We start from the raw sequence: 25,183 nt of genomic DNA on the forward strand, positions 1-25,183 counted from the left end.
GGCCCCTGAAAGGAGTCGCACCATGGGACTCACCACCACCGCCCCCCGGTCCAAGGCCACCACCCCCTCATCCGCCCCCGTCCCCACCGGCCGGCGAGACACCGACGGCATGGCCGTCGCCTCGTTCGTCCTCGGCCTGCTCGGGCTGCTGGTCCTGAACCTCTTCCTCGGCCCGATCGCGATCGTCCTCGCGAGCATCGCGCTCCTGCGCGGGACCGGCCGAAAGGGCCGCGCGATGCTGGGACTCGGGCTCGGCGTGGCCGATCTCGTCGTCCTCGCCGTGCTGATGTCCATGGACAACACCGTGTCGTGGGGTCTCGCCGGCTGACACCGCTTGGACGCGGGGCCCGCCGGGGCTCGTAGAATCGTGCGCACCATGGCCTACCTCGACCACGCAGCGACGACTCCGATGCTCCCGGAGGCGATCGCGGCGATGACCGCCCAGCTCGCCGTCACCGGCAACGCCTCCTCACTGCACGCCGCGGGGCGCCGGGCGCGACGCACCGTCGAGGAGGCCCGCGAGACGCTCGCCGAGTCGCTCGGCGCGCGCCCCAGCGAGACCGTCCTCACCGCGGGCGGCACGGAGGCCGACAACCTCGCCGTGAAGGGCCTGTACTGGGCGCGGCGCGATGCCGAACCCGCGCGGACCCGGGTCCTTGCGAGCCCCGTCGAGCACCACGCCGTTCTCGACGCCGTGCACTGGCTCGGCGAGCACGAAGGCGCCACCGTCGAGTACCTCCCCGTCGACGCCTACGGCCGCGTGCACCCCGAAGCGCTGCGCGAGGCCATCGAGCGCAACCCCGACGACGTCGCACTCGCCACTGTCATGTGGGCCAACAACGAGATCGGCACCATTCAGCCGATCCGCGAACTTGCCGACGTGGCAGGGGAGTTCGACATCCCGCTGCACGCCGACGCGGTGCAGGCCTTCGGTCAGCTGCCCGTCGACTTCGGCGCGTCCGGGCTCGCCGCGATGACCGTCTCCGGGCACAAGATCGGCGGTCCCTACGGCATCGGGGCGCTGCTCCTGGGCCGCGAGTACAGCCCTGTGCCCGTCCTGCACGGCGGCGGGCAGGAGCGTCATGTGCGCTCCGGGACGCTGGACGTGCCCGCGATCGCCGCGTTCGCCGTGGCGGGGAAGCACGCCGCGGGGCAGCGCGAGTGGTTCGCCCGGGAGATCGGCGCCCTGCGGGACGAGCTGGTCACCGCCGTGCGCGCGGAGGTGCCCGGCGCGATCCTGGGCGGAGACCCGGTCGACCGGCTGCCCGCGAACGCGCACTTCACGTTCCCCGGCTGCGAGGGGGATTCCCTTCTGCTGCTGCTCGACGCCCAGGGCATCGAGTGCTCCACCGGCTCGGCGTGCACGGCGGGCGTGGCGCAGCCGAGCCACGTCCTGCTCGCCACCGGCACCGACCCCGACCTGGCCCGCGGCACGCTCCGCTTCTCCCTCGGGCACACCTCGACGCGGGCGGACGTGGCCGCGGTGGCCGAGGCCATCGGCCCGGCGGTGGAACGGGCGCGGACGGCGGGCCTGAGCTGAGACCGGGGCACTGACGTTGGTCCCGGTTTATGCGGGTAGGTGACGCAGATAACGCCGGACTGCGCTGATCCCGCCCGGTGTTGATGCCGGTTTCGGCCGCTATAGGGCGGACAGGCGCAGGAGCGGGCTACGAGGCCCACAGTCCGCCGATCTATGCTTGCCGCTCGCGAGTCCGCTCCGCGCGTTCGGGGCTGCACGACACCCCCCTCTTCGGGGCTGCACGACAACCCCCTGATGGAGTTCACATTGAAGGCGAACCTCCGCTCTCGCATCACCGCGCGGCTCGGACGCATGTACCTCTCCCGGATCCAGAAGAACGGGATCAGTGCGTCGGCGATCTCGCGACTGCCCGAGCCGCTGCTCGCGCCGATGCGCCGCGACGGGCTCGACCCGGTGGCCCGGCTCACCGAGCACCAGGCGGAGCAGCCGATATCCAAGGTGCCGCTGCCGTTCGGCATGGACGCCTGGGTGGTCACCGGATATGACGAGGTGAAGGCCGTCCTCGGCGCGACGGACGGCTTCAGCAACGACTTCACGAACCTCGCGGGCAACGCCGGTGTGGTCGACGACCACCACCCCGGCGGCCTCGGCTTCAGCGACCCCCCGGTCCACACGCATCTGCGCCGCATCCTCACGCCCGAGTTCACGATGCGCAGGCTGCGCCGTCTCACGCCCCGGATCGAGGCCATCGTCGAGGAGCGGCTCGACGCGATGGAGGCAGCGGAAGGGCCCGTCGACCTCGTCCAGGCCTTCGCGCTGCCGATCCCCTCGCTGACGATCTGCGAACTGCTCGGCGTCCCGTACGAGGACCGCCACGACTTCCAGCAGCTGGCCATGGAGCGCTTCGACCTCTTCGGCGGGGCGACCGCTCCCTTCGGCGCCATATCCGCCTCGCTCTCCTACTTCCGTGATGTCGTCAAGAAGCAGCGCGAGAACCCGGGCGACGGCCTGCTCGGCATGATCGTGAAGGAGCACGGCGACACCGTCGACGACGAGGAGCTCGCCGGTCTCGCCGACGGCGTCCTCACCGGCGGCTTCGAGACCACCGCGAGCATGGTGGCCCTCGGCTCCCTGCTCCTCCTGCAGCACCCCGAGACCGCCGCGCGGCTGCGCGACGACGACGCCGCGGCCGCCCCCTTCGTCGAGGAGGCACTGCGCTACCTCACCGTGGTGCAGGTGGCCTTCCCGCGGTTCGCCCGCGAGGACATCGAGATAGCCGGGGTGCGCATCCCCAAGGGCGACCTGATCCTGTGCTCCCTGAGCGGCGGCAACCGCGACGCCAAGTACACCCCCGACGGCGGCGGCTTCGACCCGCACCGCAAGGCCTCGGGCCACCTCGCCTTCGGCTACGGCATCCACCGCTGCATCGGCGCCGAACTCGCCCGCATGGAGCTGCGCGCCGCTTACCCGGCCCTGGTGAGGCGCTTCCCCGAGATGAGGCTCGCGGTCACTCCCGAGGAGCTCGCCTTCCGCAAGCTGTCGATCGTGTACGGGGTGGAGTCGCTGCCGGTGCACCTGCGCTAGGGCACGCCACCGCGGGCAGGCCATGTCATCCGAGGGCGGCGCGGGCCTTGCGGACCAGCCGTATGTACCGGTCCCAGTCCCAGTGCGGCCCCGGATCCGTGTGGTCCGTGCCCGGCACCTCCACGTGCCCGACGATGTGCTCCCGGTCCACCGGGATGTCGTACCGCTCACATATGCCTGCCGTCAGCCGCGCCGACGACTCGTACATGGCATCGGTGAACGAGGACTTCTTGTCGACGAAGCCTTCGTGCTCGATGCCGATGCTCCGCTCGTTGTAGCTCTTGTTCCCCGCGTGGAACGCCACGTCCAGCTCGCGGATCATCTGGGCCACGTGTCCGTCCTTGCGCACCACGTAATGGGCCGCCGCGCCGTGGGCCGGGTCCTTGAAGACCCTCAGCGCCGTCGCGTACCCGCCCTGCACCACGTGGATGACGACCATGTCGATTCCGTAGTCGTCGGGACGGTCCGCGCGGCGCCAGTTGTAGTCGGAGGCGGCTGTCCACTGCGCGCCCTTGGCGTCGACCTCGCCCTCCTTGCGCTTCTTGACCACGCCGGGAAGGCGCCACCACAGGCGGCCCAGCTCGTCCGATGCGAGCACGGCCGTGCCGACGGCCGCCGCCGCGCCGCCGATCAGGAGCGTCCGGCGGTTGACGCCCCGGCGCCCGCGCCCCTGCTCCGCCGTCGTGTCCTGTTCTTCCCCCATGTGATCGTGAACGCTTACTCACGGGCACCTGGTTCCCGCGGGCCCGTACCCTGTTAGAGCTATGACTGAGAACCGGACCCCGCAGCGCCCCCGCCCCCTTCGCGTACTCGCCGCCATGTCGGGCGGCGTGGACTCCGCCGTCGCCGCCGCGCGCGCCGCCGAAGCCGGGCACGACGTGACCGGAGTGCACCTGGCACTCTCGGCGAACCCGCAATCGTTCCGCACGGGCGCGCGAGGCTGTTGCACCATCGAGGACTCCCGCGACGCCCGCCGCGCCGCGGACGTCATCGGCATCCCGTTCTACGTCTGGGACCTGGCCGAGCGGTTTCGCGAGGACGTGGTCGAGGACTTCATCGCCGAGTACGAGGCGGGGCGCACCCCCAACCCGTGCCTCCGCTGCAACGAGAAGATCAAGTTCGCCGCGCTCCTGGACAAGGCCCTCGCGCTCGGCTTCGACGCGGTCGTCACCGGCCACTACGCCACAGTGGTCGTGAACGACGACGGCACGCGCGAGCTGCACCGCGCGTCGGACATGGCCAAGGACCAGTCATACGTCCTCGGGGTCCTGGACGACCGCCAGCTCGCCCACGCGATGTTCCCCCTCGGTGACACGCTCACCACCAAGGAGGAGATCCGCGCGGAGGCCGAGGAGCGCGGCCTCGCCGTCGCCAAGAAGCCCGACAGCCACGACATCTGCTTCATCGCCGACGGCGACACCCAGGGCTTCCTCGCGGACCGCCTCGGCAAGGCGGAGGGCGACATCGTCGACGCCGACGGCAAGAAGCTGGGCACCCACGAAGGGGCGTTCGGCTACACCATCGGCCAGCGCAAGGGCCTGCGGATCGGCACCCCGGCCCCCGACGGCAAGCCGCGCTACGTCCTGGACATCTCCCCGGTGAACAACACCGTGACGGTCGGTCCCGCAGCTGCCCTGGACGTCACGGGCCTGACGGCGATCAAGCCCCGCTGGTGCGGCGCGGCTCCCTCCGGGCCCGGCACGTACACGGCGCAGCTGCGGGCGCACGGGGGCGAGACGGCGGTGCGCGCGGAGCTGGTCGACGGCTCGGAGCTGCGGGTCGCCTTCGACGAGCCGGTACGCGGCGTGGCCCCCGGCCAGGCGATCGTCCTCTACGACGGCACGCGCGTGGTCGGCTCGGCGACGATCGCCACGACGGAGCGGGCGACGGCGGCGGTCTGACCTGCTGGCGCGCATGAACCCGGCTGCCGGGCCGGGACTGGCCCCGGCCCAGCCGCCGTCATAGGCTGCCCCTGCGGATCGTCCGCAGGGATTTCGAGTTTGGCGGGGGCGCCTCCCCGTCCTCCAGGAGGTCGAGGGTGCTCCTCCGTTTTCGGGTGGCCAATCACCGCTCGATTCGTGATGAGTGCGTGCTGTCGTTGATCGGTGCGGAACCGGGCGATGGCACGGCGCGTGCCACGGGACTGCGCGACCACGACCGAGAGGTATCTGTCCTTCCTGTGGTCGGCGTCTTCGGTGCCAACGCCTCCGGCAAGACCAACCTGCTCCGAGCTCTGTTCGACATGCGTGACGCCGTACGTACATCGTTCGCGGAGTGGGCGACCCGGCCAGGGGTGCCGCGTCAGCCGTTCAAGCTGGACCCGTCCGCAGCAGAAGAAACGACGCTTTACGAAGTCGACCTGATGCTGGGAGTGAACCCGGTCCGCTACACCTACGGCTTCGAGCTCTCGGACGAGCGGGTGGAGGCGGAGTGGCTGCACGCCTACCCCGGAGGCGAGCGGGTCGTCTGGTTCGACCGGGAAGCCGACCGTCCCGAGGATGAGGGCGGGGAGTTTCACTTCCCTGATGCCCCAGCTGACTCCGGACCTGACTTCGGCCGCCAGCGTGATGTCCTCGTCCCTGTCACCCGCCCCAACTCCCTGTTCCTGTCCACGGGCGCCACTCTCAATGATCCGCAACTTGCCGCGCTGCACAGGTGGTTCATCGACAATCTGTGGCTGATGACCCCGGGCCAGGACGTCAAAGCCAGAAGCGCTTGGACCCAGCGTCTGCTGGCCGACTCGAAGCGCGGCAAGGATTACCGGGACTGGCTCGTCGAACTGCTTTCCATCGCCGACCTGGGCGTCAGCGGTATCGACGTCGACCGTAAGACCGGCGAGATCGCCCTGCGTCACCGTAGCTCGGACGGCAACGACATCGCCTTGGACTTCGTCGGTGAGGAATCGCTCGGCACCCATTCGTGGTTTGCCTTCCTCGGTCCGATGCTCGCTGTCCTCGATGCCGGGACGGTGCTGTTGGTGGACGAGCTCGACTCCAGCCTCCACCCGACGCTGGCTGCAGAGGTCGTCAGGCTCTTCCAGGACCCCAAGTCCAATCCGCGGGGTGCGCAGTTGCTCTTCACCACGCACGACGCGACGCTGCTGGGCAGCGCGGTCCTGGACCGCCCGCTCGCCCGCGAGCAGGTGTGGATCACCTCGAAGAAGACGTCCGGCGAGACCGAGCTGTATCCACTCGCGGCAGCCGGACCAGGCGAGGATGAGGACTTGGAGCGCGGATACCTGCGCGGCCGGTACGGCGGGTCGCCACGGGTCAGTGTGGGTGAGATCGCCCGCGCGCTGACCTGGCGCGAGAAGGAACGGGAACGCGAGCGGGAGGCGAAGGCGTCAGCGTGAGCAGGCGGGGCGGGCAGGAGCGGGCATCGGGCGGCCACGAGCCGGGGACGACGCCGAAGAAGCGGAAGAGGCGCAGAGGAAGCAGCGAGGACGAACGCCCGCTGGCACCGGTCCAGGTGATCGAGTCCAAGCAGGAGCGGGTTCTCTACGTTGGCTGTGAGGGTGAGTCGACTGAGCCTGACTACCTTGACTTCCTGGTCAAGCGTTTCGGGTCCGGTGAGCGGACGGGTCAGCCTTTCCGGATCGTGCCGGTCTACCAGACGAATGGCCTGCTGCCCGAGCAGGTAGTAGAAGCCGTGCGTGAACACGCGGCGACGGATGAGACCTGGGCCTTGTTCGACCGGGACGAACACACCCGGATTCCGCAGGCCGTGGAAGAAGCGGCAGCGGACGGCACGGAGATCTGCTTCTCCCACCCGTCCTTCGACCTGTGGCTGCTCCTGCACTTCCAGGCGTACGGCGGGCGGCAGAGCGGCAAGAGCACGGACGTGGTGGACAAGCTCCGCAAAGCCGATACGGCGTTCAAAAGGTTCGACAAGAGGAACGACAAGAGCGTACGGGGGCTACGCCGCCAAGCCCTGGAGGGCAAGGCCAAGGCCGCCATCAAGAACGCTCAGGGCCTTGTCTCCCAGTGCGACCACGGCTCATGCAAGGGGAGCCCGAGCCAGTACACGGCCGACCCGGTCGACCGCACCAGCCCCGAGAACCCCGACCACCTGCCCCAGTCCCCTCGCAAGTGGGCGGCCCGCTCCGGCCACGCCATGGACTGCAAGGTTCTGGATCGGGACCCCTCCACCGATGTCTGGCGCCTCCTGGTCAGTCTGGGTATCCAGGAAGACGAGACGGACTGACACGGCTCGTCGAAAACGCGCGCTTCGGGCGGTTTCCGCCGGAAGCCGCCAGGCGTCTACTCTGCCCTGGCACCCCACTCACTCCCGACTCACTTTCCCACGAAGGACCGGCGCGTGGCCCGAATCACCCTTCCCCAGCTGGAGCGGCACCTCTTCGCCGCCGCCGACATCCTGCGCGGACGCATGGAGCCCTCCGACTACCGGGACTACATCTTCGGGATGCTGTTCCTCAAACGGGCGTCGGACGAGTTCCAGCCCGAGTGGGAGCGTGTCTACGAGCAGCGGTTGGCGGAGACCGGCAGCAAGAAGCAGGCCTTGGAGCGGGCCGACAATCCTGACTACTACCGCCACGTCTTCTACGTCCCTCCGCGCGCCCGCTGGTGGAACAGGCCGCATGTGCTCGACCCCGAGCACCTGGACCAGACGGTCCCCGGCATCGAGGGAGTCACGGCGGAAACCCGGGGCCCGGACGGACAGCTGATGAAGGTGGGGGAGTACCTGGACAAGGCGCTCGTCGCGCTCCAGGAGGGCAACCGCAGACTCTCCGGCGTCGCCTCGCACATCGAGTTCAACGCGGTCGCCGGCAACAAGTCCGTCTTCACGCCCAGTGAACTCCTCTCCCTGATCCGGCACTTCAGTCTCTACCGGCTCCGCAACGAGGACTTCGAGTTCCCGGACATGCTGGGTGCGGCGTACGAGTATTTGCTGGGCCGGTTCGCGGACAGCGCCGGGCAGAGCGGCGGCGAGTTCTACACCCCGCGCTCCGTAGTGCGGATGCTGGTACGCCTGCTCGACCCGAAACCGCGGGAGAGTGTCTACGACCCCTGCATGGGCTCCGGCGGCATGCTCATCGCGGCCCGCGAATATGTCGAGGAGCACGGGGGTAATCCTGACGAGCTCGGCATCAACGGCCAGGACCGGAACCCCGCTTCCTGGTCGATGGCGAGCATGAACATGGTGCTGCACGGCATCCGCAAGTTCGACCTCCAGCACGGCGACACCCTCACCGAGCCGCTCCACCTTGACGAAGGCAACCGCCTGCGCACCTTCACCAAGGTCCTCTCCAATCCCCCCTTCTCGCAGCCGTACGACCAAGCGGCGGTGGCCAAGGCGGACCATGACCACGGCACCCGCATGAACTGGGGATGGGCGCCCGAGAAGGGCAAGAAGGCCGACCTGATGTTCGTCCAGCACATGGTGTCGGTGCTGGACGAGCGGGGCATGGTCGCCGTCGTCATGCCGCACGGCGTGCTTTTCCGGGGCAGCAAGGAGAAGGAGATCCGGGAGGAGCTGCTGCGTGACGACTGCGTGGAGGCGGTGATCGGCCTCGGGCCGAACCTCTTCTACGGTGTCGGCATCCCGGCCTGCGTCCTCATCCTGCGCCGCCCGCGCCGCAAGGTCCCGGAGCGGAGCAAGAAGGTCCTCTTCATCAACGCCGACCGGGAGTTCACCGTCGGTCGCAACCAGAACGAGCTGGGCCCCGAGCACGTCGAGAAGATCGTCACGGTGTTCCAGCAGGGGCGGCAGCTGAAGGGCTACTCGCGCTGGGTCAAGGTGGAAGACCTCCTCTCCGAGGGCGCGAACCTCAACATCCGCCGCTGGGTGGACAATTCACCTCCTGCCGAACCGCAGGACGTACGAGCGCATCTGTACGGCGGCGTGCCGGTCACGGAAGTCGAGGCGCGGGCCGAGCTGTTCGACGCGTACGGGGTCGATGCGTCGACGCTGTTCGCGAAGCGGGACGGCGACCCGGACTACTACGACTTCCTCCCCGAGGATCCCGAGGCCACCGTCGGCCGCATCGCGGAACAGGCCGCCACCAAGGAGGCGTCGCTGCGGGCGGCGTACGTGGAGTGGTGGAAGTCGGGATCGGGGCTCTTTGGCAAGCTGGCCGAGGACGGTCGCCTGATGAACCTGCGGGCCGACCTGCTGGCGGGCTTCACCAAGGCGATCGAGGCTGTGGGTGTACTCGACGAGTACCGGACTGCGGGCATCGTCGCCGACTGGTGGACGCACGCGCGATATGACATGAAGGCGCTGGCAGCGGGGGGCTTCGGGCGGGTGCTCGCAGGCTGGGTCGACTCAACAGAGGCGATCGTGCGGCCGGCGGAGGGCGCGGTCAGCAGTACGGGTTCAGGAGGCGCGGTCCGGAAGGCGAAGCCGGTCTCGGCCTCCGACCGCCGCCGCGCCATGGACCAGCCGGTCGTACGTCAGCTCATCCCCGACTTCCTCAAGCAGTACGCGGTAGTGGAGGCGGAGGTCGCGGCGGCCGAAGCGGCGTTCAAGGAGGCGGCGGACGCGGTAACGGTGGCGAAGTCGTCGTCGGAGGACGGCGAGGAGGAAGCTTTGGCTGCGGAGGAGACTGCTGTTGTTGAGCCGGTCTCCCCCGAGGAACTGGCGCGACTGGAAGCCCAGTTGGCGGTCTGCAAGAAGGTCCGGACGGCCGCGACGAAAAAGCGCAGGGCACTGGACGATCGCTTCCTGGGTGACCTGATGGCGTCGGCGGACCTTGTTCTCGCGGACGGGGATCGGACCCAGGAGGTTGTTCTGGCGGTGCTGGATGAGGACCTGTCGGGGCGCCTTGACGCGGCGGTCGCGGTGGGGCGGCGCGAGCTGGTGGCGGTGTTCCGGCGGTGGGCTGAGAAGTATGCGGTGTCGTTGAGCGAGCTGGAGGGGGCTAGCGACTCGGCTCAGGGGGAGCTGCGGGGATGGTTGGAGGAGTTGGGTTATGGGCGGTGACGGCAAATTCGCGGATCGTGGAGAAGTAGCGCTCGAATCACTTCTGACGCGCATCGAGGCCGGGAAGAGTCCTTCTGCCGAAGATACGCCCGCAGGCGAAGGCGAGTGGGGAGTGCTCAAGGTCAGCGCAGTTCAGGCTGGCCGTCTTGCGCCGCGGGAGAACAAGGTCATCCGTGATGCGGCGCTGATTCATCCTCGCTATGAAGTAGGGCATGGCGACTTGCTCATGACGCGGGCGAACACGGAGGAGCTGGTCGGGATGGCCTGTGTGGCAGAGAACCCGCCTCCAAGGCTGATGCTCAGCGACAAGACGCTCCGGCTTCATGTGGACGAGTCAGTGGCGGATCCTCGATTCCTGCAGCTCGCTATGGCGCAGCGGACCTTCCGGCTGCGTGTCAGGGCCATGGCCACTGGCACGAGCGCCGGGATGAAGAACATCGGACAAGAGCAGATCCGGCAGCTGGCAGTTCCCGACGTGCCGCTGGATGAACAGCGCCGGATCGTCGCCGCGCATGCCGCTTTCGAGCGGTGGATCGGGTTGTTGGAGGAGCTGGCTAACAAGAGGGACCAGCTTCTCGGTGCTTTGGTTGAGCAGCTACTGGGCGAGTGTGGCGAGGAGGTAGGCCCCCTCAAGGAGGCGGGCGTATCAATTGACGCGGGAATCACTCTAGGGTCCCATCGGGTGCCACATCTCAGGCCAGCTGGGTACCTACGCGTGGCCAACGTTCGCAAGGGGTGGATTGAAGGGGACGTTGCTCTGTTGGAGGCGGTGGAACGCGACCATAAGCGCTACTCGTTGGCTCTCGGTGACATCCTCGTGGTCGAGGGTCATGCGGACCCTGAGCAGATCGGACGCTGCGCCATCGTCGGATCCGATCAGCGTGGTTTGCTCTACCAGAACCATCTGTTCCGGCTCCGCTTCGACGATGTCCTTCCCGAGTTCGCCATGCTGTGGCTCAACTCCCACACAGTGCGCAGGTACTGGAAATCGCAGTGCGCCACCAGCTCAGGCCTATACACAATCAACTCAACGTTGCTGGAAGACGTCCCGTTTCCTCGGGTGAGGCGTGCTGAGCAGAAGCGGGTTGTGAGTGTTTGGAAGGCGGAAAGCCGCACCGCAGGCTTGTTGAGGCAGCGCATCGCCAAGCTGCGCACGGTTCAGCGGGGCGTGGTAGATGACCTGCTTACCGGCCCCTCGAAGGCGTGGGCCGCCTGAGGCTCCGTATCAGAGCCCCCAGCGCAGCCCGGTCCGTCGTTAGCATGTGGGCCGGGCTTTCGCTTTCGCGGAGGCCGATGCCCTCGTCGTCCGTGCTGGCAACCTCAACACAGTTGTTGCCCGAAGCCTCGGAGAACGATGACTTGATCCACTTCAACTCGGGCAAAACAGGTACCTCTTATAGATCTCGTGTGATTTCGAGGATGGCTTCCCTCGACTTCTCGGGATCCAACGCTACCTGTTCGACTGCGTCCAAGCGCTTTCGGAAGTTGCCCAGTTGCGTCGGGGAGTCGAAGAAGACGGCGCCGATCGGCGAGTCCACCTGAACGGTGTCCAGGTGTGGACTGGAGGCTGCTGCGTACAGCACCGAGTCGCCAGCCATGGGGAACTCGCCGACGCGGAACGGGATCACCAGAAGCGTTACGTTGTCGCGCTCGCTCTCCTCCAGAAGGCGGCTGAGCTGGGCTTTGGCCACGCTTGGGCCGCCTACCTGCATCCGCAGAGCCGATTCGTGGATCACGCCTTGGTACTCCACCGGCGGGTTCTGCGTGATCACGGTGTGGCGTGCCTGGCGTTGAGCGATACGCAGTTCGACCTCAAGTCGGGGCATTGCCGGGATGAACAGGTCGAACAGGGCGCGTGCGTGTTCCTCGATTTGGAACATGCCGGGAATATGTGCGGTCTGCAGGGTGCGCAGAGACGTCGCGTGGTGCTCCAACTCGGCAACATCCAGGAAGTCGGGCGGGATCTTGCCCCGGTACTCGTCCCACCAACCAGTGCTCCGGCCACCGGTCATGGCGGCCAAGGCGTCGATCAGTGTCGGATCGTCGCACTCGTAGACGCTGGCAAGGCGACGCAATCGCTGCTCGCTGATGCCGAAGCGTCCCGCCTCCACGTTGGAGATGGTGGTTCGATCAGTTCCGAGGAGTTCCGCCGCCCTGGGGGCGGATAGTCCGGCCGCCTCTCGGAGCCTGCGCAGTTCGGCACCGAAGCGACGTTGGCGCACTGTGGGGGTCGGCCGTGGTGCCATGCATCTTCTCCTTGTTCGGGCCCATAGTGCCGACTGCGGGCGCTAGCGTCCACCGAATCACACTGTTCAACCCGTTAAGGTGAAGTCGGTCTCACGGGTTGTAAGTTGAGGTCTATGGTGTGACGCAGGCCACCACTTCGCTCTCGCGCCCAGCGGAAGCGCACCGGCACCCACCGGCAGGCACACCGCCCCAACGCGAAGACCGAACCCCGTAGCCGACATTCACGTCCCCGCGCTCCCCAGAGCGCCCCGCACCAATGGAGGTGCCGCGTGAGTTCAGTCCTCAACGTTCAACCCGACGATGCCTACGCCAAACCAGATCCCGACCCCGACCCAGCCACCTGTCTCCCCGAAGAGGCCCACGGCTCGCCCCCGCACCCCCAGCCCCTCCCCTTCGCCGCCCCCTGGTCGTACGAACTCCACTTCCCCTGCGACCCCCGCAGCCCCGGAATCGCCCGCCTGACCCTCCGCGCGGTCCTCATCGCCCACCACCTCGCCGAACTCACGGACCGCGCCGAGCTGTTGACCACCGAGCTCGCGACCAACTCCGTACGCCACACCAAGGGCCCCGCCTCCGTACGCCTCCACTGGCTCTGCCCCGTACTGCGCGTGAGCGTGTGGGACATGAGCCCCGATCTGCCCTCGCTCGCCCCGCCCCCACCGGTGAGCGTCCACGCGGATGGTGGCCGGGGGCTGGTGATCCTCGATACCGTTGCCGACCGATGGGGCGGGTGTGCCATAGGCGAAGGGCCGTACGAGCCAGGCGGCAAAACCATGTGGTTCGAGCTGGCCCTCCACCAGGCACCGCCGCCCACCCTCGCGGCTTGATCAAAGGCCGAAACGCCCCTGGCTGAGCCCCTGCCCGGACGTAGGGTTGCCCGTACGCCCCAGCGTGGCACTGGAGCGCACGGTGAGGGCAGGGAGTTCAGCGGTGAGCGGGCAGCGGGGGCAAGAGGAGCACGAGGAGCGGGCGGCGTCGGAGTACGCGGGGCCGGAGTACGTCAAGACCGAGAAGCCGCTGATCGAGCAGCTGGCCGCGCTCGGGTGGGAGCACCTGCAAGGCGCCCGGCCCGGCGAGCCCGTCGGTAGCCCCGCGCCCTCCCAGCGGGCCACCTTCGCCCAAGTCGTTTACGAGGACCGTTTCCGGGACGCCGTGGTGAAGATCAATCCCGGCCCCAGGGGCGGCGGAACCTGGCTGACCCCGGCCCAGCTCGACCGACTCCTCGCCCTTGTACTCGGCACCGCCCCGGGCCAGGGGCCCGCCGAGCGAGGCGTGGCCGCAAACCTCGCGGTGACCAAGCTCCTGCGCGACGGTGTCAACGCCCGCACCCTGCCCGGCTGGAAGAAGGGCGACCCCGAACACGTACGACTCGTCGACTGGGAGGGGGAGAACGGCGGTCGCAACGACCTGCTGGCCGTCAGCCAGTTCCGCGTGGACCGCAAGGAGAACTCCCACGTCACCCCGGACCTGGTGCTGTTCGTCAACGGACTGCCCTGGGTCGTGATCGAGTGCAAGGCCCCGCTCACGTCGGGGAGTAACAGCAGGGCGGCCCTGGACGACGCCGTCGGGCAGGTCTGCCGCTACGCGAGCCTGGATTCCGCCGCCCCCGTGCCTGAGTTCACCCGCTACGCGCAGGTCCTGGTCGGAACCGACCGCACGTACGCCGAGCTGGGCACCGTCACCTCAAGCCCCGAGTACTTCACGCCGTGGCGTACGACCGAACCGGCGTCCGCCGACGGCTGCAGCACGGACATGGCCGTCCTCGCCGCCGGGGTCCTCACCCCGGAGCATCTCCTCACCCTGGTACGGGACTTCACCACGGAGCGAGGGCAGGGCGGCCGAACGCTCAAGGTGGTCGGCCGCTACCAGCAGTTCCGCGCCGTACGCAGACTCGCCCGTGCCCTGCGGGAGCGCAAGTCGGCTATTGCGGCCGGACATGACGCAGGCCAACGGGGCGGTGTCATCTGGCACACCCAGGGCTCCGGCAAGAGCCTCACCATGGCCTTCCTGGTACGCCACCTCAGAAGCAGTCACGAACTCAAGGGCCACAAGGTCGTCGTCGTCACCGACCGTATCGACCTGGAAAAGCAGATCCTGGAATCCATGGCCGCCGCCGACGAGACCGTCTACCGGGCCGAAGGGGTCAGGGACGCACGCGCACACCTGGCCGTGCCCGTTCCGGACGTCGTCCTGGTGATGCTCCAGAAGGCTCAGCGTGACGACACCGCCTACGACGGCCGCGAGGAAAGCCTCGGGCCGGACGGCGGCGACGAGGAATCGGAAGCGTACGTTCAGGTTCAGGCGGCGAACCCCAGCCCGCACATTGTTGTCCTTGTCGACGAGGCACACCGGGGCCAGGCCAGCTGGTTGCACGCCCGCCTGCGTGCTCTGTTGCCGAACGCCGTGCTCGTCGGCTTCACCGGCACCCCCATCATCAGCGACGCCCGCAAGAAGACCGAAGAGATCTTCGGGTCGCTCGTCGACACGTACACCCTTCATGACGCCGAGCAGGACCGGTCTGTCGTGCCGGTCCGTTACGAGGCGTACGAGGTCCCCCTCGAGGTGGTCGAACAGGTGGCCCTGGACGCGGAGTTCGACGTGCAGGTGCCCGCCGATCCGGAGCTGCGCGAGCGCGTCCTGCGTAAGTTCGCGCGCCGCAAGGAGGTCCTCGAAGCCGAGTCCGTGATCGCCGACAAGGCCGATTACATGCTCCGGCATTGGGCGGTCAACGCGCTGCCCGACCGGTTCGGCGCTCAGCTCGTGGCGGTGTCCCGTCGCGCGGCAGTCCGCTATCAGGGTGCGCTGCTCGCCGCCCGGGACCGGCTGCTCGGGGAGCTCGACGCGCTCGACCCTGCCCTGCGTTCCGATCCGATGGCAGCCTTCGGCGTCGGCCCCGCGACTCGTGAACTGCTCGCCATGCTGCCGCACCGCGACGTACTGGCCTCCATCAGTGCCGCTGTAGTCATCCACGGAGACCGGCAGCGGGACCCCGAGGGGTGGCGGGACTGGACGCTGAAGTCCCGGCAGGATGCGTACATCGAGCGCTTCAAGAAGGGCATCGGCGATCCGCTCGCCGCCGCCAATGACCCCTCCTGGGTCGTCGACCCGCATGGCATGCCGGGGCAGGGGCTGTATGCGCCCGGGGCGCCCGTGAGCGACGTCTGGCAGGCGGAGGAAGAGGAACCGGCCGAGGAGAGGGACGGCGACGACCGGGAGAATGCCGAGCCGCTGGCCTTCCTCGTCGTCCAGTCGATGCTGCTCACCGGCTTCGACGCGCCCGTGGAACAGGTCCTCTATCTGGACTGTGCGCTCTCCGGAGTGGGTCTCCTGCAAGCTGTGGCCCGCACCAACCGGCCCTACCCGCGCAAGAAGTGGGGCTCGGTCGTCGACTTCATCGGCATCGGGCCCGAACTGGCCCGGTCCCTTCACGCGTACGAGCAGCACCACCTGCGCGAGGTGTACGGCTACCAGAACGTGACCGTCGACCACCTCAGCCGGGACTACCAGGGGCCCCAGCCCACCGGCGACGGCCTGCTCCTCCAGGCGGATGCCGCCGCCGACCGGCTCCTCAAGGACCTGCACGGTTCCGTTGCCCGCTTCCTCGACGCACGGAAGCTTGCGGTTTACGACACCCACGGCACCGTCTCTCTGGCCGACGAGCAGCGCCGTGAGGCGCTGCTCGAAGCGCTGGCCGACCCGCTGGCGCGAGGCGAGTTCGACGAATTGGCCCGCGACTTCCTCACTGCCCTCGGAGCCGTCCTGCCCAGGCCCTACGCACTCACGTACGAGCAGCTGGCCGGCCATCTCGGCGAGGTGCAGTATCTGGCCCGGCAGGCGTATCTGGACGGGCGCGACGAGTTCAGCCCGCGCCGGTACGGAGCGAAGGTGCGCAAGCTCATCGCCGACCACATCCGGGTCACTGGCGTCGAGCTGAAGATCCCGCCCGTCGAGCTGACCGCGCCCGACTTCATGGAACGGGTGGAGGCCAACCGCGACGCGCGGACCCGGACCCGCTACATGGTGAGCCGGCTGCGCACGCACATCACGGCGAAGATCGGCACGGACCGGGCCCGCTACGAACGGTTCAGCAGCCGCCTGGAAGAGATCATCCAGAGGATGCAGCAGGACTTCGACCAGGCCGCTGCCGACCTCGCACGGCTCGTCGGAGACGTCACCGACGACGTGGAGGAGACGGGGCCGGTCCTCGACCCGCTGACCGAAGGGCCGGTGTACCGCGCACTGGCCAGGGAACTGGAGCGGGACGACGCGGCCTCCGTGCCACCGGAGGTCGACCTGTACGAGGCGGCTTGTCACATCGCCGTGGACATAGCGGCCTTGGTGAGGCAGCCGCACTTCCCGTCACAGGCCGAGGCACGCATCGACGTACGCAAGGAGCTGCGCTTCAAGGTGGCGGACCATCTGCACGTTGAGTGGGAGAGGACGGCGGACATCGCTGCGGGCCTCCTGGAACTCGCCGTGGAGCGTCACGGCGACTTCCTGCGCTACGGCGGCGGGCCACGCCAGTAGCAGCCTCGTCGGCGGCCCTCGCGGACCCTGTCGGTGTCGGATGGTACGAATGCCGTGTGAGCCACTCTGTCCAGTCCGCCTTGGCGTCACTCCCCATGCCGAGGGAGTGGACGTGGCAGGTCGTCGTGCGGCCTCGGCGCCGGACCCTGGGGATCGAGATCCAGGAGGACGGTGACCTGCTCTTCGCGGTGCCGCCGGACGCCGATCCGCAGGCCGTCGCCGAGGCTGTGCGGTCCCGTCTGCCGCGCCTTGCCGACGAGGTCCAGCGGCGCAGGCGCAGCGGCGGTGAGCCCGTCAAGGAGCTCGTCGGCGGGGCGGCTTTCGCGTATCTCGGGCGCCGTCACCGGCTGAAGGTCGTGCCTGCCGGGTCAGGAGGGCGGGTGCGGTTGCACCAGGGCTGGCTGGAGCTACCGGACGGCGGACCCTCGCAGCAGGGCGCCCGCCTGATCGCCGAGTGGTACGCCGCGCGAGGCACCCGATGGGTGGCCACCCGCACAGGTCCTCTGGCCGAGCGGACGGGCGTCACCGCTCAGGGAGTGACTGTGCGAGACCTCGGCGAACGATGGGGAGCCTGTGAGCCGGATGGATCCATCGCTTTGCATTGGGCACTCATGCAGTTGCCGCCAGATCTCGTGGATCTGGTGCTCGTCCATGAGCTGACCCATCTGAAGGTCTCCGCGCACGGTGCGGCCTTCCGGCACAGGATGCGCAGGGTGCTCGGAGACCTGGAGGGCTTGGAGCGCCGCTTCGCCGAGGCTGAGTCCGGCCTGTGGCGCGGGGCCGTCTGACCTGACGAGCTGGCAGGCAGGGCAGGCCCCGCGCCGGCGCCGGAAGCGGGTTCTGTCTCGCCGCTACTTCACTTCTTCCACTTCGTAGAAGCAGAAGTGGTCCTTGATCTGCGCCACCGCGTCCTTCGGCTCGGGGTACCCCCACACCGCGTCCTTGCCGCCCTCGGTTCCCGGCAGCGACCAGTACGACGCCGTTCCCTTGAACGGGCAGTAGGTCGTCGTGTCCGACGGGGTCAGGAGGTCGGTGCGCACGTCCTGGGGCGGGAGGTAGTGGCGCACGGGGTAGCCCGTCTCGCGCAGCAGCAGCGGGCGGCTGCTTTCGGCCACCACCTGGCCCTCGTGCACCACCCGTACGGTGTCGGTGCCCTGCTCGACGGTGATCTTGTGTCCTGCGGTCACAGGGGTCTCCTTCTATGGACGGCCGCGTCCCACCCAGTCTCTGCCGGATCGTACGGTGATGCCATGAACATCTGTGTCTTCCTCTCCGCGGCCGACCTCCCCGAGCGCTACACCCGCCCCGCGCGCGAGTTCGCCGAGCTGCTCGGCAAGGGCGGCCACACCCTGGTGTGGGGCGGTTCGGAGAGCGGTCTGATGAAGGTCGTCGCCGATGGAGTGGCGGAGGCGGGCGGGCGCCTCGTCGGCGTCTCGGTCGAATTCCTCGCCGCCAAGGCCCGGACCGTGTCCGCGCCCGACGAGATGGTGATCGCGCGTGACCTCGCCGAGCGCAAGGCACTGCTCCTGGAGAAGTCCGACGCGATCGTGATCATGGTCGGCGGCACGGGCACGCTGGACGAGGCCACCGAGATCCTCGAGTTGAAGAAGCACGGCAAGCACACCAAGCCGGTGGTCCTGCTCAACTCGGCGGGCTTCTACGACGGCTTGAAGGAACAGTTCCAGCGCATGGAGGACGAGGGCTTCCTGCCGGTGCCGCTGACCGGCCTCGTCTTCTTCGCGGAGGAGCCGGTCGGCGCCCTCGCCTACCTGGAGGAGTGCATGGGCACGCGCTGATCCGCGCCCGCCGGGGTGCGACGATGGACGCATGGCAACACATGTGATCACCGGAGCCGGCTCCGGCATCGGCGCGGCCGTCGCCCGCCGCCTCCACGCACGCGGCGACGCCCTCGTCCTGCACGCACGGGACGCGGGCCGGGCCAAGGAACTGGCGGCGCAGTTCCCCGGGTCGGACACGCTCGTGGGCGACCTCTCCGACCCCGACAAGCTCTCCTGGGCGTTCGGCCACCAGTCGCTGCCCGACCGGGTGGACTCCCTGCTCCACATCGCGGGCGTGGTCGACCTGGGCCGGGTCGGCGACCTCACCCCCAAGTCCTGGCGCCACCAGCTCAACGTCAACCTCATCGCCCCCGCCGAGCTCACCCGCCACTTCCTGCCCCAACTCCGCGCCGCCCAGGGCCACGTGGTCTTCGTCAACTCGGGCGCCGGCCTGAGCGCCCACGCCGACTGGTCCGCCTACGCCGCCTCCAAGCACGGCCTGAAGGCGTTGGCGGACTCCCTGCGCGCCGAGGAGCACGCGGAAGGCGTCCGTGTCACCTCCGTGTACCCGGGCCGCACGGCGAGCGCCATGCAGGCCAAGGTCCACCAGCAGGAGGGCAAGGCGTACGACCCCTCGCGCTTCATCGACCCGGAGTCGGTCGCCACGACGATCCTGATGGCCCTCGACCTGCCGCGCGACGCGGAGGTCAACGACCTGACGGTGCGGCCCGGACAGTGAACGCGTTTCGTTGGGGCCCGGCCACCGGCATCGGGTCCATGCCGGGCGGCGACGCCCGCGAGGCCGCGAGGACCGTCACCGGCAGCTTCGAGGACTTCCCGTATCTGGCGGAGCTGCCCGGGCGGGGGCCCGGCGCGGACATGATCGGGCGCACCGCAGGGATGCTGGTCGAGCTCTACGCGCGCGTGGAGCCCAGCGGCTGGCGGATCGGTGACCGGCCGGGGCGGGACACGCGCCGTGCGAAGGCGTGGCTCGGCGAAGACCTCGACGCCCTGGAGGAGTTCACCCAGGGGTACGAAGGTCCGGTCAAGGTGCAGGCCGTCGGGCCGTGGACCCTCGCAGCCGCCCTGGAGCTGAAGAACGGCCAGGCCGCGCTCTCCGACCCCGGCGCCTGCCGTGACCTGGCCGGATCGCTCACCGAAGGCCTGCGCGCCCATCTCGCGGACGTACGCCGCCGGATCCCCGGCGCCCAGATCGTGCTCCAGCTCGACGAGCCCTCGCTCATCGCCGTACTGCGCGGGCACATCAAGACCGCGAGCGAGTACCGCACCCACCGCGCCGTGGACCGGCAGCTCGTGGAGAGCACCCTGCGGGACGTCCGGGGCGTCCATGACGGTCCTGCCGTCGTGCACTCCTGCGCGCCGGACGTGCCCTTCGCGCTCCTTCGCCGGGCCGGCGCCGACGCGATCTCGTTCGACTTCTCGCTGCTCACCGAGCGTGACGACGAGGCGATCGGTGAGGCCGTCGAGGGCGGCACGAAGCTCTTCGCCGGTGTCGTGTCGGGCGTGGAAGGACCATTGTCAGACCCTGCCGGTAGCGTCATGGGTGTCAGGACGCTGTGGCGCAGGCTGGGGCTGAATCCGGGTTCTCTCGCGGAGTCGGTCGTGGTCACTCCGTCGTGCGGGCTCGCGGGAGCTTCTCCCGCGTACGCCCGTGCGGTGCTCGCCCACTGCGCCAGGGCGGCGAGATCACTCGCGGACAACCCTGAGTAATTGGGTATGACGTAACGGGAGGACGAAACGGTGGCTGTCGAACAGCAAGGCTCTGTGCCCGCCGAGGCACGGGATCAGCACGCCCAGCTGGCCGAACAGATCGAGGAGCACCGCTTCCGGTACTACGTGAACGACCAACCGGTCGTCAGCGACGCCGAGTTCGACAAGCTCCTTCGCTCGCTCGAGGCCCTGGAGGAGGAGTACTCCGAGCTGCGTACGCCCGATTCGCCGACCCAGAAGGTCTCCGGGGCGTACGAGACGGAGTTCACCTCGGTCCAGCACCGCGAGCGGATGCTCTCCCTGGACAACGCCTTCGACGACGCGGAGCTCGCCGCCTGGTCCGACCGCGTCGGCAAGGAGGTAGGCACCAGCGACCACCACTTCCTGTGCGAGCTGAAGGTCGACGGCCTCGCCGTGAACCTCACGTACGAGGACGGCAAGCTCACGCGCGCGGCTACCCGTGGCGACGGCCGCACCGGCGAGGACATCACTCCGAACGTCCGCACCATCACGGACATCCCCGACCGCCTCAAGGGTGACAAGATCCCCGCCCTCGTCGAGATCCGCGGCGAGGTCTTCTTCCCCATGGAGAAGTTCGAGGAGCTGAACGCCCGCCTGGTGGAGGCCGGCGACAAGCCCTTCGCCAACCCGCGCAACGCGGCGGCGGGTTCACTGCGCCAGAAGGACCCGCGGGTGACCGCGACCCGCCCGCTGCACATGGTGGTGCACGGCATCGGCGCCCGTGAGGGCTTCGACATCGACTGCCTCAGCCACGCCTATGAGCTGCTGCACGCATGGGGCCTGCCCACCGCCCAGCACAACAAGGTGGTCCAAGGCCTCGACGGTGTACGGGACTTCATCACGTACTTCGGCGAGAACCGCCACTCCGTGGCGCACGAGATCGACGGCGTCGTCGTGAAGCTGGACGAGATCCCGCTCCAGGGCCGCCTCGGCTCGACCTCGCGCGCTCCCCGCTGGGCGATCGCCTGGAAGTATGCCCCCGAGGAGGTCAACACCAAGCTGGTGAACATCCGCGTGGGCGTCGGCCGCACCGGCCGCGTCACGCCGTACGCCCAGGTGGAGCCCGTCACGGTCGCGGGATCCGAGGTCGAGTTCGCGACCCTGCACAACCAGGACGTGGTGAAGAAGAAGGGCGTCTTCATCGGGGACACGGTCGTCCTGCGCAAGGCGGGCGACGTCATCCCGGAGATCCTCGGCCCCGTCGTCGATCTGCGCGACGGCACCGAGCGGGAGTTCGTGATGCCCGCCGAGTGCCCCGAGTGCGGCACGGCGCTGCGGCCGATGAAGGAGGCCGACATCGACCTCCGTTGCCCCAACGCCCAGTCGTGCCCCGCCCAGTTGCGCGAGCGCCTGTTCTATCTGGCGGGCCGCAAGAGCCTGGACATCGAGAACTTCGGCTATGTGGCGGCAGCCGCCCTCACCAAGCCCCTCGAGCCGTCCGAGCCGCCCGTCCTCGACGAGGGCGACATCTTCGACCTCACCATCGAGCGGCTCCTGCCGATCAAGGCGTACGTACTGGATCAGGACAGCGGTCTGCCCAAGCGGGACCCGAAGACGGGCGAGGAGAAGATCGCCACGGTCTTCGCCAACCAGCAGGGCGAGGCCAGGAAGAACGCGCTCTCCATGCTGGAGAACATCGCGGCGGCCAAGGAGCGCCCGCTCGCGCGCGTCATCACGGGCCTCTCGATCCGCCACGTGGGCCCGGTCGCCGCGGAGGCGCTGGCCCGCGAGTTCCGGTCCGTCGAGCGGATCGAGCAGGCCACGGAGGAGGAGCTGGCCGCCGTCGAGGGTGTCGGCCCGACCATCGCCGCCTCCCTGAAGCAGTGGTTCGAGGAGGAGTGGCACCGGGAGATCCTGCGCAAGTGGCGCGAGGCCGGGGTGCGCATGGAGGAAGAGGGAGGAGGGCAGGACGAGGGGCCGCGGCCGCTCGAAGGGCTCACCGTCGTCGTGACCGGAACGCTTGAGCACCACACACGGGATGGCGCAAAAGACGCGTTGCAGAGCCGTGGTGCAAAGGTGACCGGTTCCGTTTCGAAGAAGACAGCTTTCGTCGTCGTGGGTGACAATCCCGGATCGAAGTACGACAAGGCGATGCAGCTGAAGGTTCCGGTTCTCAACGAGGAAGGCTTCGCCGTCCTGCTGGAACAGGGACCCGACGCGGCAGCGGAAGTCGCGCTTCCGACCGAGGAGTAGCGGTTGAAGGCCACCCGTTCAGCGCATACCAGAGGCATACGGGTGGCCGGGTCGCATTCGGGCAACCGTAGTGGACCGCTGCCCGTAGAAGCCTTCTGCGGCCTACTGTTGAGGTGTGCGCCTGCCGTGCCCCGCTGCGATTGGGGTATCCCCTGCTCATCGGGAGCACGGGGAAGGAGTTTCAGACGCGGCTGACTTCTGGAGCGAGTCGCGTGGCGTGGGCACCGCTGGCTGTGAGAGGGACGGGAATGGAACCGACCGAGAGCGCCGCACCGGACTCCCGGCTGCGCGCGTGCCTGGGGCGCGGACCGGGCGCGTGGCTCAGCGGCCGCAGAGCGGCACGGGAGGCCCGCGAGGCCCGCGAAGCCGAGAGCCGGCGTCCCGCCCCGAGCACCGCGGTCGAGCGACGCGAACGGGCATGGAGCACCGTCGGCGGGTACGGCACGCAGGAGCTCGGTGTGGGCGAGACCGCGGCCGGCCGGGACGCGGGACCCCGTTCTTCCCCGCAGACCGGGGTCGAGGGGCGGCGCAGGCCGCTGTGGCGCGGCGTCGAGGCGCACGGCCCGGACGACGCCTCCGGTGAGCGCGACCCCTGGCCCGTGCTTCCGGTTGTCGTCGTGACGATCGCCGCGGTGGTACTCGGCACGGGCTTCTTCCACGCTTTCACCGGACGCAGCGCGCTGTTCCCCTCCGGCACGGTCGGCTGGTCCCTCGCCGTCCTCACGGGTCTCATCGTCGGCCACCTCGTCGCGCTCGGCCGCGACCGCTGGTGGGGCGGCACGGGATCGGGCGGCGCGCTGACCGTCGCCGTGCTCCTGCTGTACGGCTGGGTGCCCGCCGGAATGGTCAGCCTCACCGTCGTCGTCCTGGTCGGCATCGCACGCCGCCACCGCTGGCGCCAGGGCATCCTGCACGGCGCGGTCGACATCCTCGGCCTCGGCGCGGGTGCGCTCGCCATGGCCGCGTTCGGCACGGCCCCCTCGACGGAGTCGCCCTGGCTGCCCGAGACCTGGGACCTGTACTCGGCCCCCGAAGTGGCGCTCGCCGCCGCCGCGTACCTCGTCGTCACCCGCGTCCTGCTCTGGTACGTCCACGCGCCGCGCACCGGAGCCCTGCCCACGGTCACCCGAACGGCCCTGGTCCGGCAGGGCCTCGTCGGCGTCGCGCTGCTCGGTATCGCCCCGCTGATCTGCGTGGTCGCGGCCTCTACGCCCATCCTGCTGCCGCTCTTCGCGATCCCCCTGGTCGCGCTCGACTCGACGCTGTGGATCGCACGGGCCAGGGCCGAGGAGCAGCTGCGCGACCCGCTCACCGGCCTGCCCAACCGCCAGTGGCTCCTCGAACGGACCTGGACGGCCCTCGACGACGCCGAGCGGATCGGGGCCCGGTCCGCTCTGATGCTGATCGACATGGACCGCTTCCGGTCGGTGAACGACACCCTCGGCCACCTCGCGGGCGACCGTCTGCTGCTGCAGATCGCCGACCGGCTGCGGCTCGCCCTGCCGCGCGGTGCGGAGGCCGCGCGACTCGGCGGCGACGAGTTCGCCGTTCTGCTGCCCGTCGCCGACTCCACGACGTCCGCCACCCGCGTGGCGCGGTCGCTGGTCGCCGCCCTCGGCTCGCCCCTCGACCTCGACGGCCTGACGCTGGTCCTGGAGGCCAGCGCGGGGCTCGCCGTCTTCCCCGACCACGCCATGGACGCCGAGGGCCTGCTGCGGCGGGCGGACGTCGCGATGTACCAGGCCAAGCGCGACCGCACGGGCGTCGAGGTGTACGAGTCCAAGCGGGACTCCAACACCCCTGACCGGCTAGGCCTGTTGGGCGACCTGCGCCGGGCACTCGACGCGGGGGACGTCGAGCTCCACTACCAGCCGAAGGTCCAGTTCGACGGGCGGGTCGCGGGGCTCGAAGCCCTGGTGCGGTGGGTGCATCCGGAGCGCGGGAAGGTGCCCCCGGACGAGTTCATCGCCATAGCCGAGTCGTCCGGTCTCATGCCGCACCTCACGGAGTACGTCCTGGAGACGGCGCTCTGCCAGGTGGCGAAGTGGCAGGCGATGGGCCTCAAGGTCCCCGTAGCGGTGAACGTCTCGCCGCGCGACGTCCACACGCCCGGCTTCGCGGGCGCCGTCGCCGCCCGTCTGGCCCGGCACGGCGTCCCCGCGGGAGCGCTCCAACTGGAGATAACGGAACACGTTCTCCTAGAGGACCCGCAGCGGGCCGCGGACACGCTGGCGGGGCTGACCGGCCACGGCGTCAAGATGTCGCTCGACGACTTCGGCACGGGGTACTCGTCCCTGGTGCATCTGCGCCGGCTGCCGGTGAGCGAGCTGAAGATCGACCGGTCGTTCGTGGCGCGGCTCGCCGTCGACAACGAGGACGCGGAGATCGTCCGCTGTACGGTCGACCTCGCGCACTCCCTCGGTCTGCTCGTCGTCGCCGAGGGCGTCGAGGACGACGAGACGTGGGAGCGGTTGCGCGACCTGGGGTGCGACGCGGTGCAGGGCTGGCTGGTCGCCGCCGCGATGCCGCCGGACGAGACCACCGCCTGGCTGCGGGCCCGGGGTTCTCGCGGGTGGCGCAGGCCGGTGGACGTGGCGGCCGAGGAGGCGGCCGCCGCGGCGGCCGCCGAGGCCGGGGCCGACATCGCGAAGTAGCCGGGCACGGACCCGCGGGACCCGTG

20 protein-coding genes are annotated in these 25,183 nt (G+C 69.3%); 16 read left to right on the forward strand and 4 right to left on the reverse strand.

Annotated elements, in window-relative coordinates; all coding sequences use genetic code 11:
• Window positions 1–22 precede the first annotated feature (22 nt).
• The 3 genes from ACZ5WE_RS26560 (at window position 23) to ACZ5WE_RS26570 (ending at window position 3,064) form a co-directional block, all read left to right on the forward strand.
• Window positions 23–328, forward strand: a complete 306-nt coding sequence (locus ACZ5WE_RS26560) for a DUF4190 domain-containing protein (protein ID WP_467693132.1) — start codon at window positions 23–25, stop codon at window positions 326–328.
• A 48-nt stretch (window positions 329–376) separates the two neighbouring features.
• Window positions 377–1,540: a cysteine desulfurase family protein gene (locus ACZ5WE_RS26565; RefSeq protein ID WP_467693131.1), complete on the forward strand. Its 1,164-nt coding sequence runs from the start codon at window positions 377–379 to the stop codon at window positions 1,538–1,540.
• A gap of 234 nt (window positions 1,541–1,774) precedes the next feature.
• The gene (locus ACZ5WE_RS26570; RefSeq protein WP_467693129.1) at window positions 1,775–3,064 is read left to right on the forward strand and encodes a cytochrome P450; all 1,290 of its coding nucleotides are present in this window, start codon (window positions 1,775–1,777) and stop codon (window positions 3,062–3,064) included.
• A gap of 25 nt (window positions 3,065–3,089) precedes the next feature.
• Here ACZ5WE_RS26570 and ACZ5WE_RS26575 read toward each other — a convergent pair whose 3' ends face one another.
• Entirely contained in the window at window positions 3,090–3,767 is a 678-nt protein-coding gene (locus tag ACZ5WE_RS26575) for an N-acetylmuramoyl-L-alanine amidase (RefSeq protein WP_467693127.1), read from the reverse strand.
• A gap of 61 nt (window positions 3,768–3,828) precedes the next feature.
• Here ACZ5WE_RS26575 and mnmA point away from each other — a divergent pair, with 61 nt between their 5' ends.
• From mnmA to ACZ5WE_RS26600, 5 genes are all read left to right on the forward strand, one after another.
• Window positions 3,829–4,965, forward strand: a complete 1,137-nt coding sequence (gene mnmA, locus ACZ5WE_RS26580) for a tRNA 2-thiouridine(34) synthase MnmA (RefSeq protein ID WP_467693125.1) — start codon at window positions 3,829–3,831, stop codon at window positions 4,963–4,965.
• Window positions 4,966–5,153: 188 nt separating this feature from the next.
• Window positions 5,154–6,416, forward strand: a complete 1,263-nt coding sequence (locus tag ACZ5WE_RS26585) for an AAA family ATPase (RefSeq protein ID WP_467693124.1) — start codon at window positions 5,154–5,156, stop codon at window positions 6,414–6,416.
• Entirely contained in the window at window positions 6,413–7,267 is an 855-nt protein-coding gene (locus tag ACZ5WE_RS26590) for an RloB family protein (protein ID WP_467693123.1), read from the forward strand. The genes ACZ5WE_RS26585 and ACZ5WE_RS26590 overlap by 4 nt, the downstream gene beginning before the upstream one ends.
• A gap of 114 nt (window positions 7,268–7,381) precedes the next feature.
• Complete coding sequence (locus ACZ5WE_RS26595; protein WP_467693121.1) at window positions 7,382–10,006, forward strand: type I restriction-modification system subunit M; 2,625 nt, start codon at window positions 7,382–7,384, stop codon at window positions 10,004–10,006.
• Window positions 9,996–11,222: a restriction endonuclease subunit S gene (locus tag ACZ5WE_RS26600; RefSeq protein ID WP_467693120.1), complete on the forward strand. Its 1,227-nt coding sequence runs from the start codon at window positions 9,996–9,998 to the stop codon at window positions 11,220–11,222. Before ACZ5WE_RS26595 ends, ACZ5WE_RS26600 begins: the two co-directional genes overlap by 11 nt.
• Here ACZ5WE_RS26600 and ACZ5WE_RS26605 read toward each other — a convergent pair.
• Together ACZ5WE_RS26605 and ACZ5WE_RS26610 are read right to left on the reverse strand one after the other, a co-directional pair.
• Complete coding sequence (locus tag ACZ5WE_RS26605) at window positions 11,191–11,388, reverse strand: DUF397 domain-containing protein (protein WP_469157301.1); 198 nt, start codon at window positions 11,386–11,388, stop codon at window positions 11,191–11,193. The two genes, ACZ5WE_RS26600 and ACZ5WE_RS26605, sit on opposite strands and share 32 nt — an antisense overlap.
• Window positions 11,389–11,400: 12 nt before the next feature.
• The gene (locus ACZ5WE_RS26610; protein WP_467693118.1) at window positions 11,401–12,252 is read right to left on the reverse strand and encodes a helix-turn-helix domain-containing protein; all 852 of its coding nucleotides are present in this window, start codon (window positions 12,250–12,252) and stop codon (window positions 11,401–11,403) included.
• 270 nt (window positions 12,253–12,522) lie between these two features.
• Between ACZ5WE_RS26610 and ACZ5WE_RS26615 the strand changes: the two genes are divergently transcribed.
• The 3 genes from ACZ5WE_RS26615 (at window position 12,523) to ACZ5WE_RS26625 (ending at window position 17,568) form a co-directional block, all read left to right on the forward strand.
• Window positions 12,523–13,080, forward strand: coding sequence for an ATP-binding protein (locus ACZ5WE_RS26615; RefSeq protein ID WP_467693116.1), 558 nt, complete (start codon window positions 12,523–12,525; stop codon window positions 13,078–13,080).
• Between the two features lie 103 nt (window positions 13,081–13,183).
• Window positions 13,184–16,780, forward strand: coding sequence for a type I restriction endonuclease subunit R (locus ACZ5WE_RS26620; RefSeq protein ID WP_467693114.1), 3,597 nt, complete (start codon window positions 13,184–13,186; stop codon window positions 16,778–16,780).
• 56 nt (window positions 16,781–16,836) lie between these two features.
• On the forward strand, window positions 16,837–17,568 hold the full coding sequence (locus ACZ5WE_RS26625) for a M48 family metallopeptidase (protein WP_467693112.1): 732 nt from the start codon (window positions 16,837–16,839) through the stop codon (window positions 17,566–17,568).
• A 63-nt stretch (window positions 17,569–17,631) separates the two neighbouring features.
• Here ACZ5WE_RS26625 and ACZ5WE_RS26630 read toward each other — a convergent pair whose 3' ends face one another.
• Window positions 17,632–17,967 carry a DUF427 domain-containing protein gene (locus ACZ5WE_RS26630; protein WP_467693110.1) on the reverse strand — a complete coding sequence of 112 codons (336 nt, stop codon included), beginning with the start codon at window positions 17,965–17,967 and terminating at the stop codon, window positions 17,632–17,634.
• A gap of 63 nt (window positions 17,968–18,030) precedes the next feature.
• Here ACZ5WE_RS26630 and ACZ5WE_RS26635 point away from each other — a divergent pair, with 63 nt between their 5' ends.
• From ACZ5WE_RS26635 to ACZ5WE_RS26655, 5 genes are all read left to right on the forward strand, one after another.
• Window positions 18,031–18,576, forward strand: coding sequence for an LOG family protein (locus ACZ5WE_RS26635; RefSeq protein WP_467693108.1), 546 nt, complete (start codon window positions 18,031–18,033; stop codon window positions 18,574–18,576).
• A 31-nt stretch (window positions 18,577–18,607) separates the two neighbouring features.
• Entirely contained in the window at window positions 18,608–19,297 is a 690-nt protein-coding gene (locus tag ACZ5WE_RS26640) for an SDR family oxidoreductase (protein WP_467693106.1), read from the forward strand.
• A complete protein-coding gene (locus tag ACZ5WE_RS26645; RefSeq protein WP_467693104.1) occupies window positions 19,294–20,289 on the forward strand; it encodes a methionine synthase in 996 nt (331 codons plus the stop codon). Before ACZ5WE_RS26640 ends, ACZ5WE_RS26645 begins: the two co-directional genes overlap by 4 nt.
• A gap of 30 nt (window positions 20,290–20,319) precedes the next feature.
• Window positions 20,320–22,503, forward strand: a complete 2,184-nt coding sequence (ligA, locus tag ACZ5WE_RS26650; protein ID WP_467693102.1) for an NAD-dependent DNA ligase LigA — start codon at window positions 20,320–20,322, stop codon at window positions 22,501–22,503.
• 536 nt (window positions 22,504–23,039) lie between these two features.
• Window positions 23,040–25,157, forward strand: a complete 2,118-nt coding sequence (locus ACZ5WE_RS26655) for a putative bifunctional diguanylate cyclase/phosphodiesterase (RefSeq protein WP_467693227.1) — start codon at window positions 23,040–23,042, stop codon at window positions 25,155–25,157.
• The last annotated feature ends 26 nt before the right edge of the window (window positions 25,158–25,183 follow it).

It is taken from the genome of Streptomyces sp. NPDC033180 (genome assembly GCF_055577645.1).

What these genes read in the sequence shown, in the direction of transcription:
- mnmA (WP_467693125.1), top strand. Translation starts at nt 3,829, where the DNA reads ATGACTGAGAACCGGACCCCGCAGCGCCCCCGCCCCCTTCGCGTACTC.
- ACZ5WE_RS26635 (WP_467693108.1), top strand. Translation starts at nt 18,031, where the DNA reads ATGAACATCTGTGTCTTCCTCTCCGCGGCCGACCTCCCCGAGCGCTAC.
- ACZ5WE_RS26570 (WP_467693129.1), top strand. Translation starts at nt 1,775, where the DNA reads ATGGAGTTCACATTGAAGGCGAACCTCCGCTCTCGCATCACCGCGCGG.
- ACZ5WE_RS26560 (WP_467693132.1), top strand. Translation starts at nt 23, where the DNA reads ATGGGACTCACCACCACCGCCCCCCGGTCCAAGGCCACCACCCCCTCA.
- ACZ5WE_RS26575 (WP_467693127.1), bottom strand. Translation starts at nt 3,767, where the DNA reads ATGGGGGAAGAACAGGACACGACGGCGGAGCAGGGGCGCGGGCGCCGG.
- ACZ5WE_RS26640 (WP_467693106.1), top strand. Translation starts at nt 18,608, where the DNA reads ATGGCAACACATGTGATCACCGGAGCCGGCTCCGGCATCGGCGCGGCC.
- ACZ5WE_RS26610 (WP_467693118.1), bottom strand. Translation starts at nt 12,252, where the DNA reads ATGGCACCACGGCCGACCCCCACAGTGCGCCAACGTCGCTTCGGTGCC.
- ACZ5WE_RS26600 (WP_467693120.1), top strand. Translation starts at nt 9,996, where the DNA reads ATGGGCGGTGACGGCAAATTCGCGGATCGTGGAGAAGTAGCGCTCGAA.
- ACZ5WE_RS26565 (WP_467693131.1), top strand. Translation starts at nt 377, where the DNA reads ATGGCCTACCTCGACCACGCAGCGACGACTCCGATGCTCCCGGAGGCG.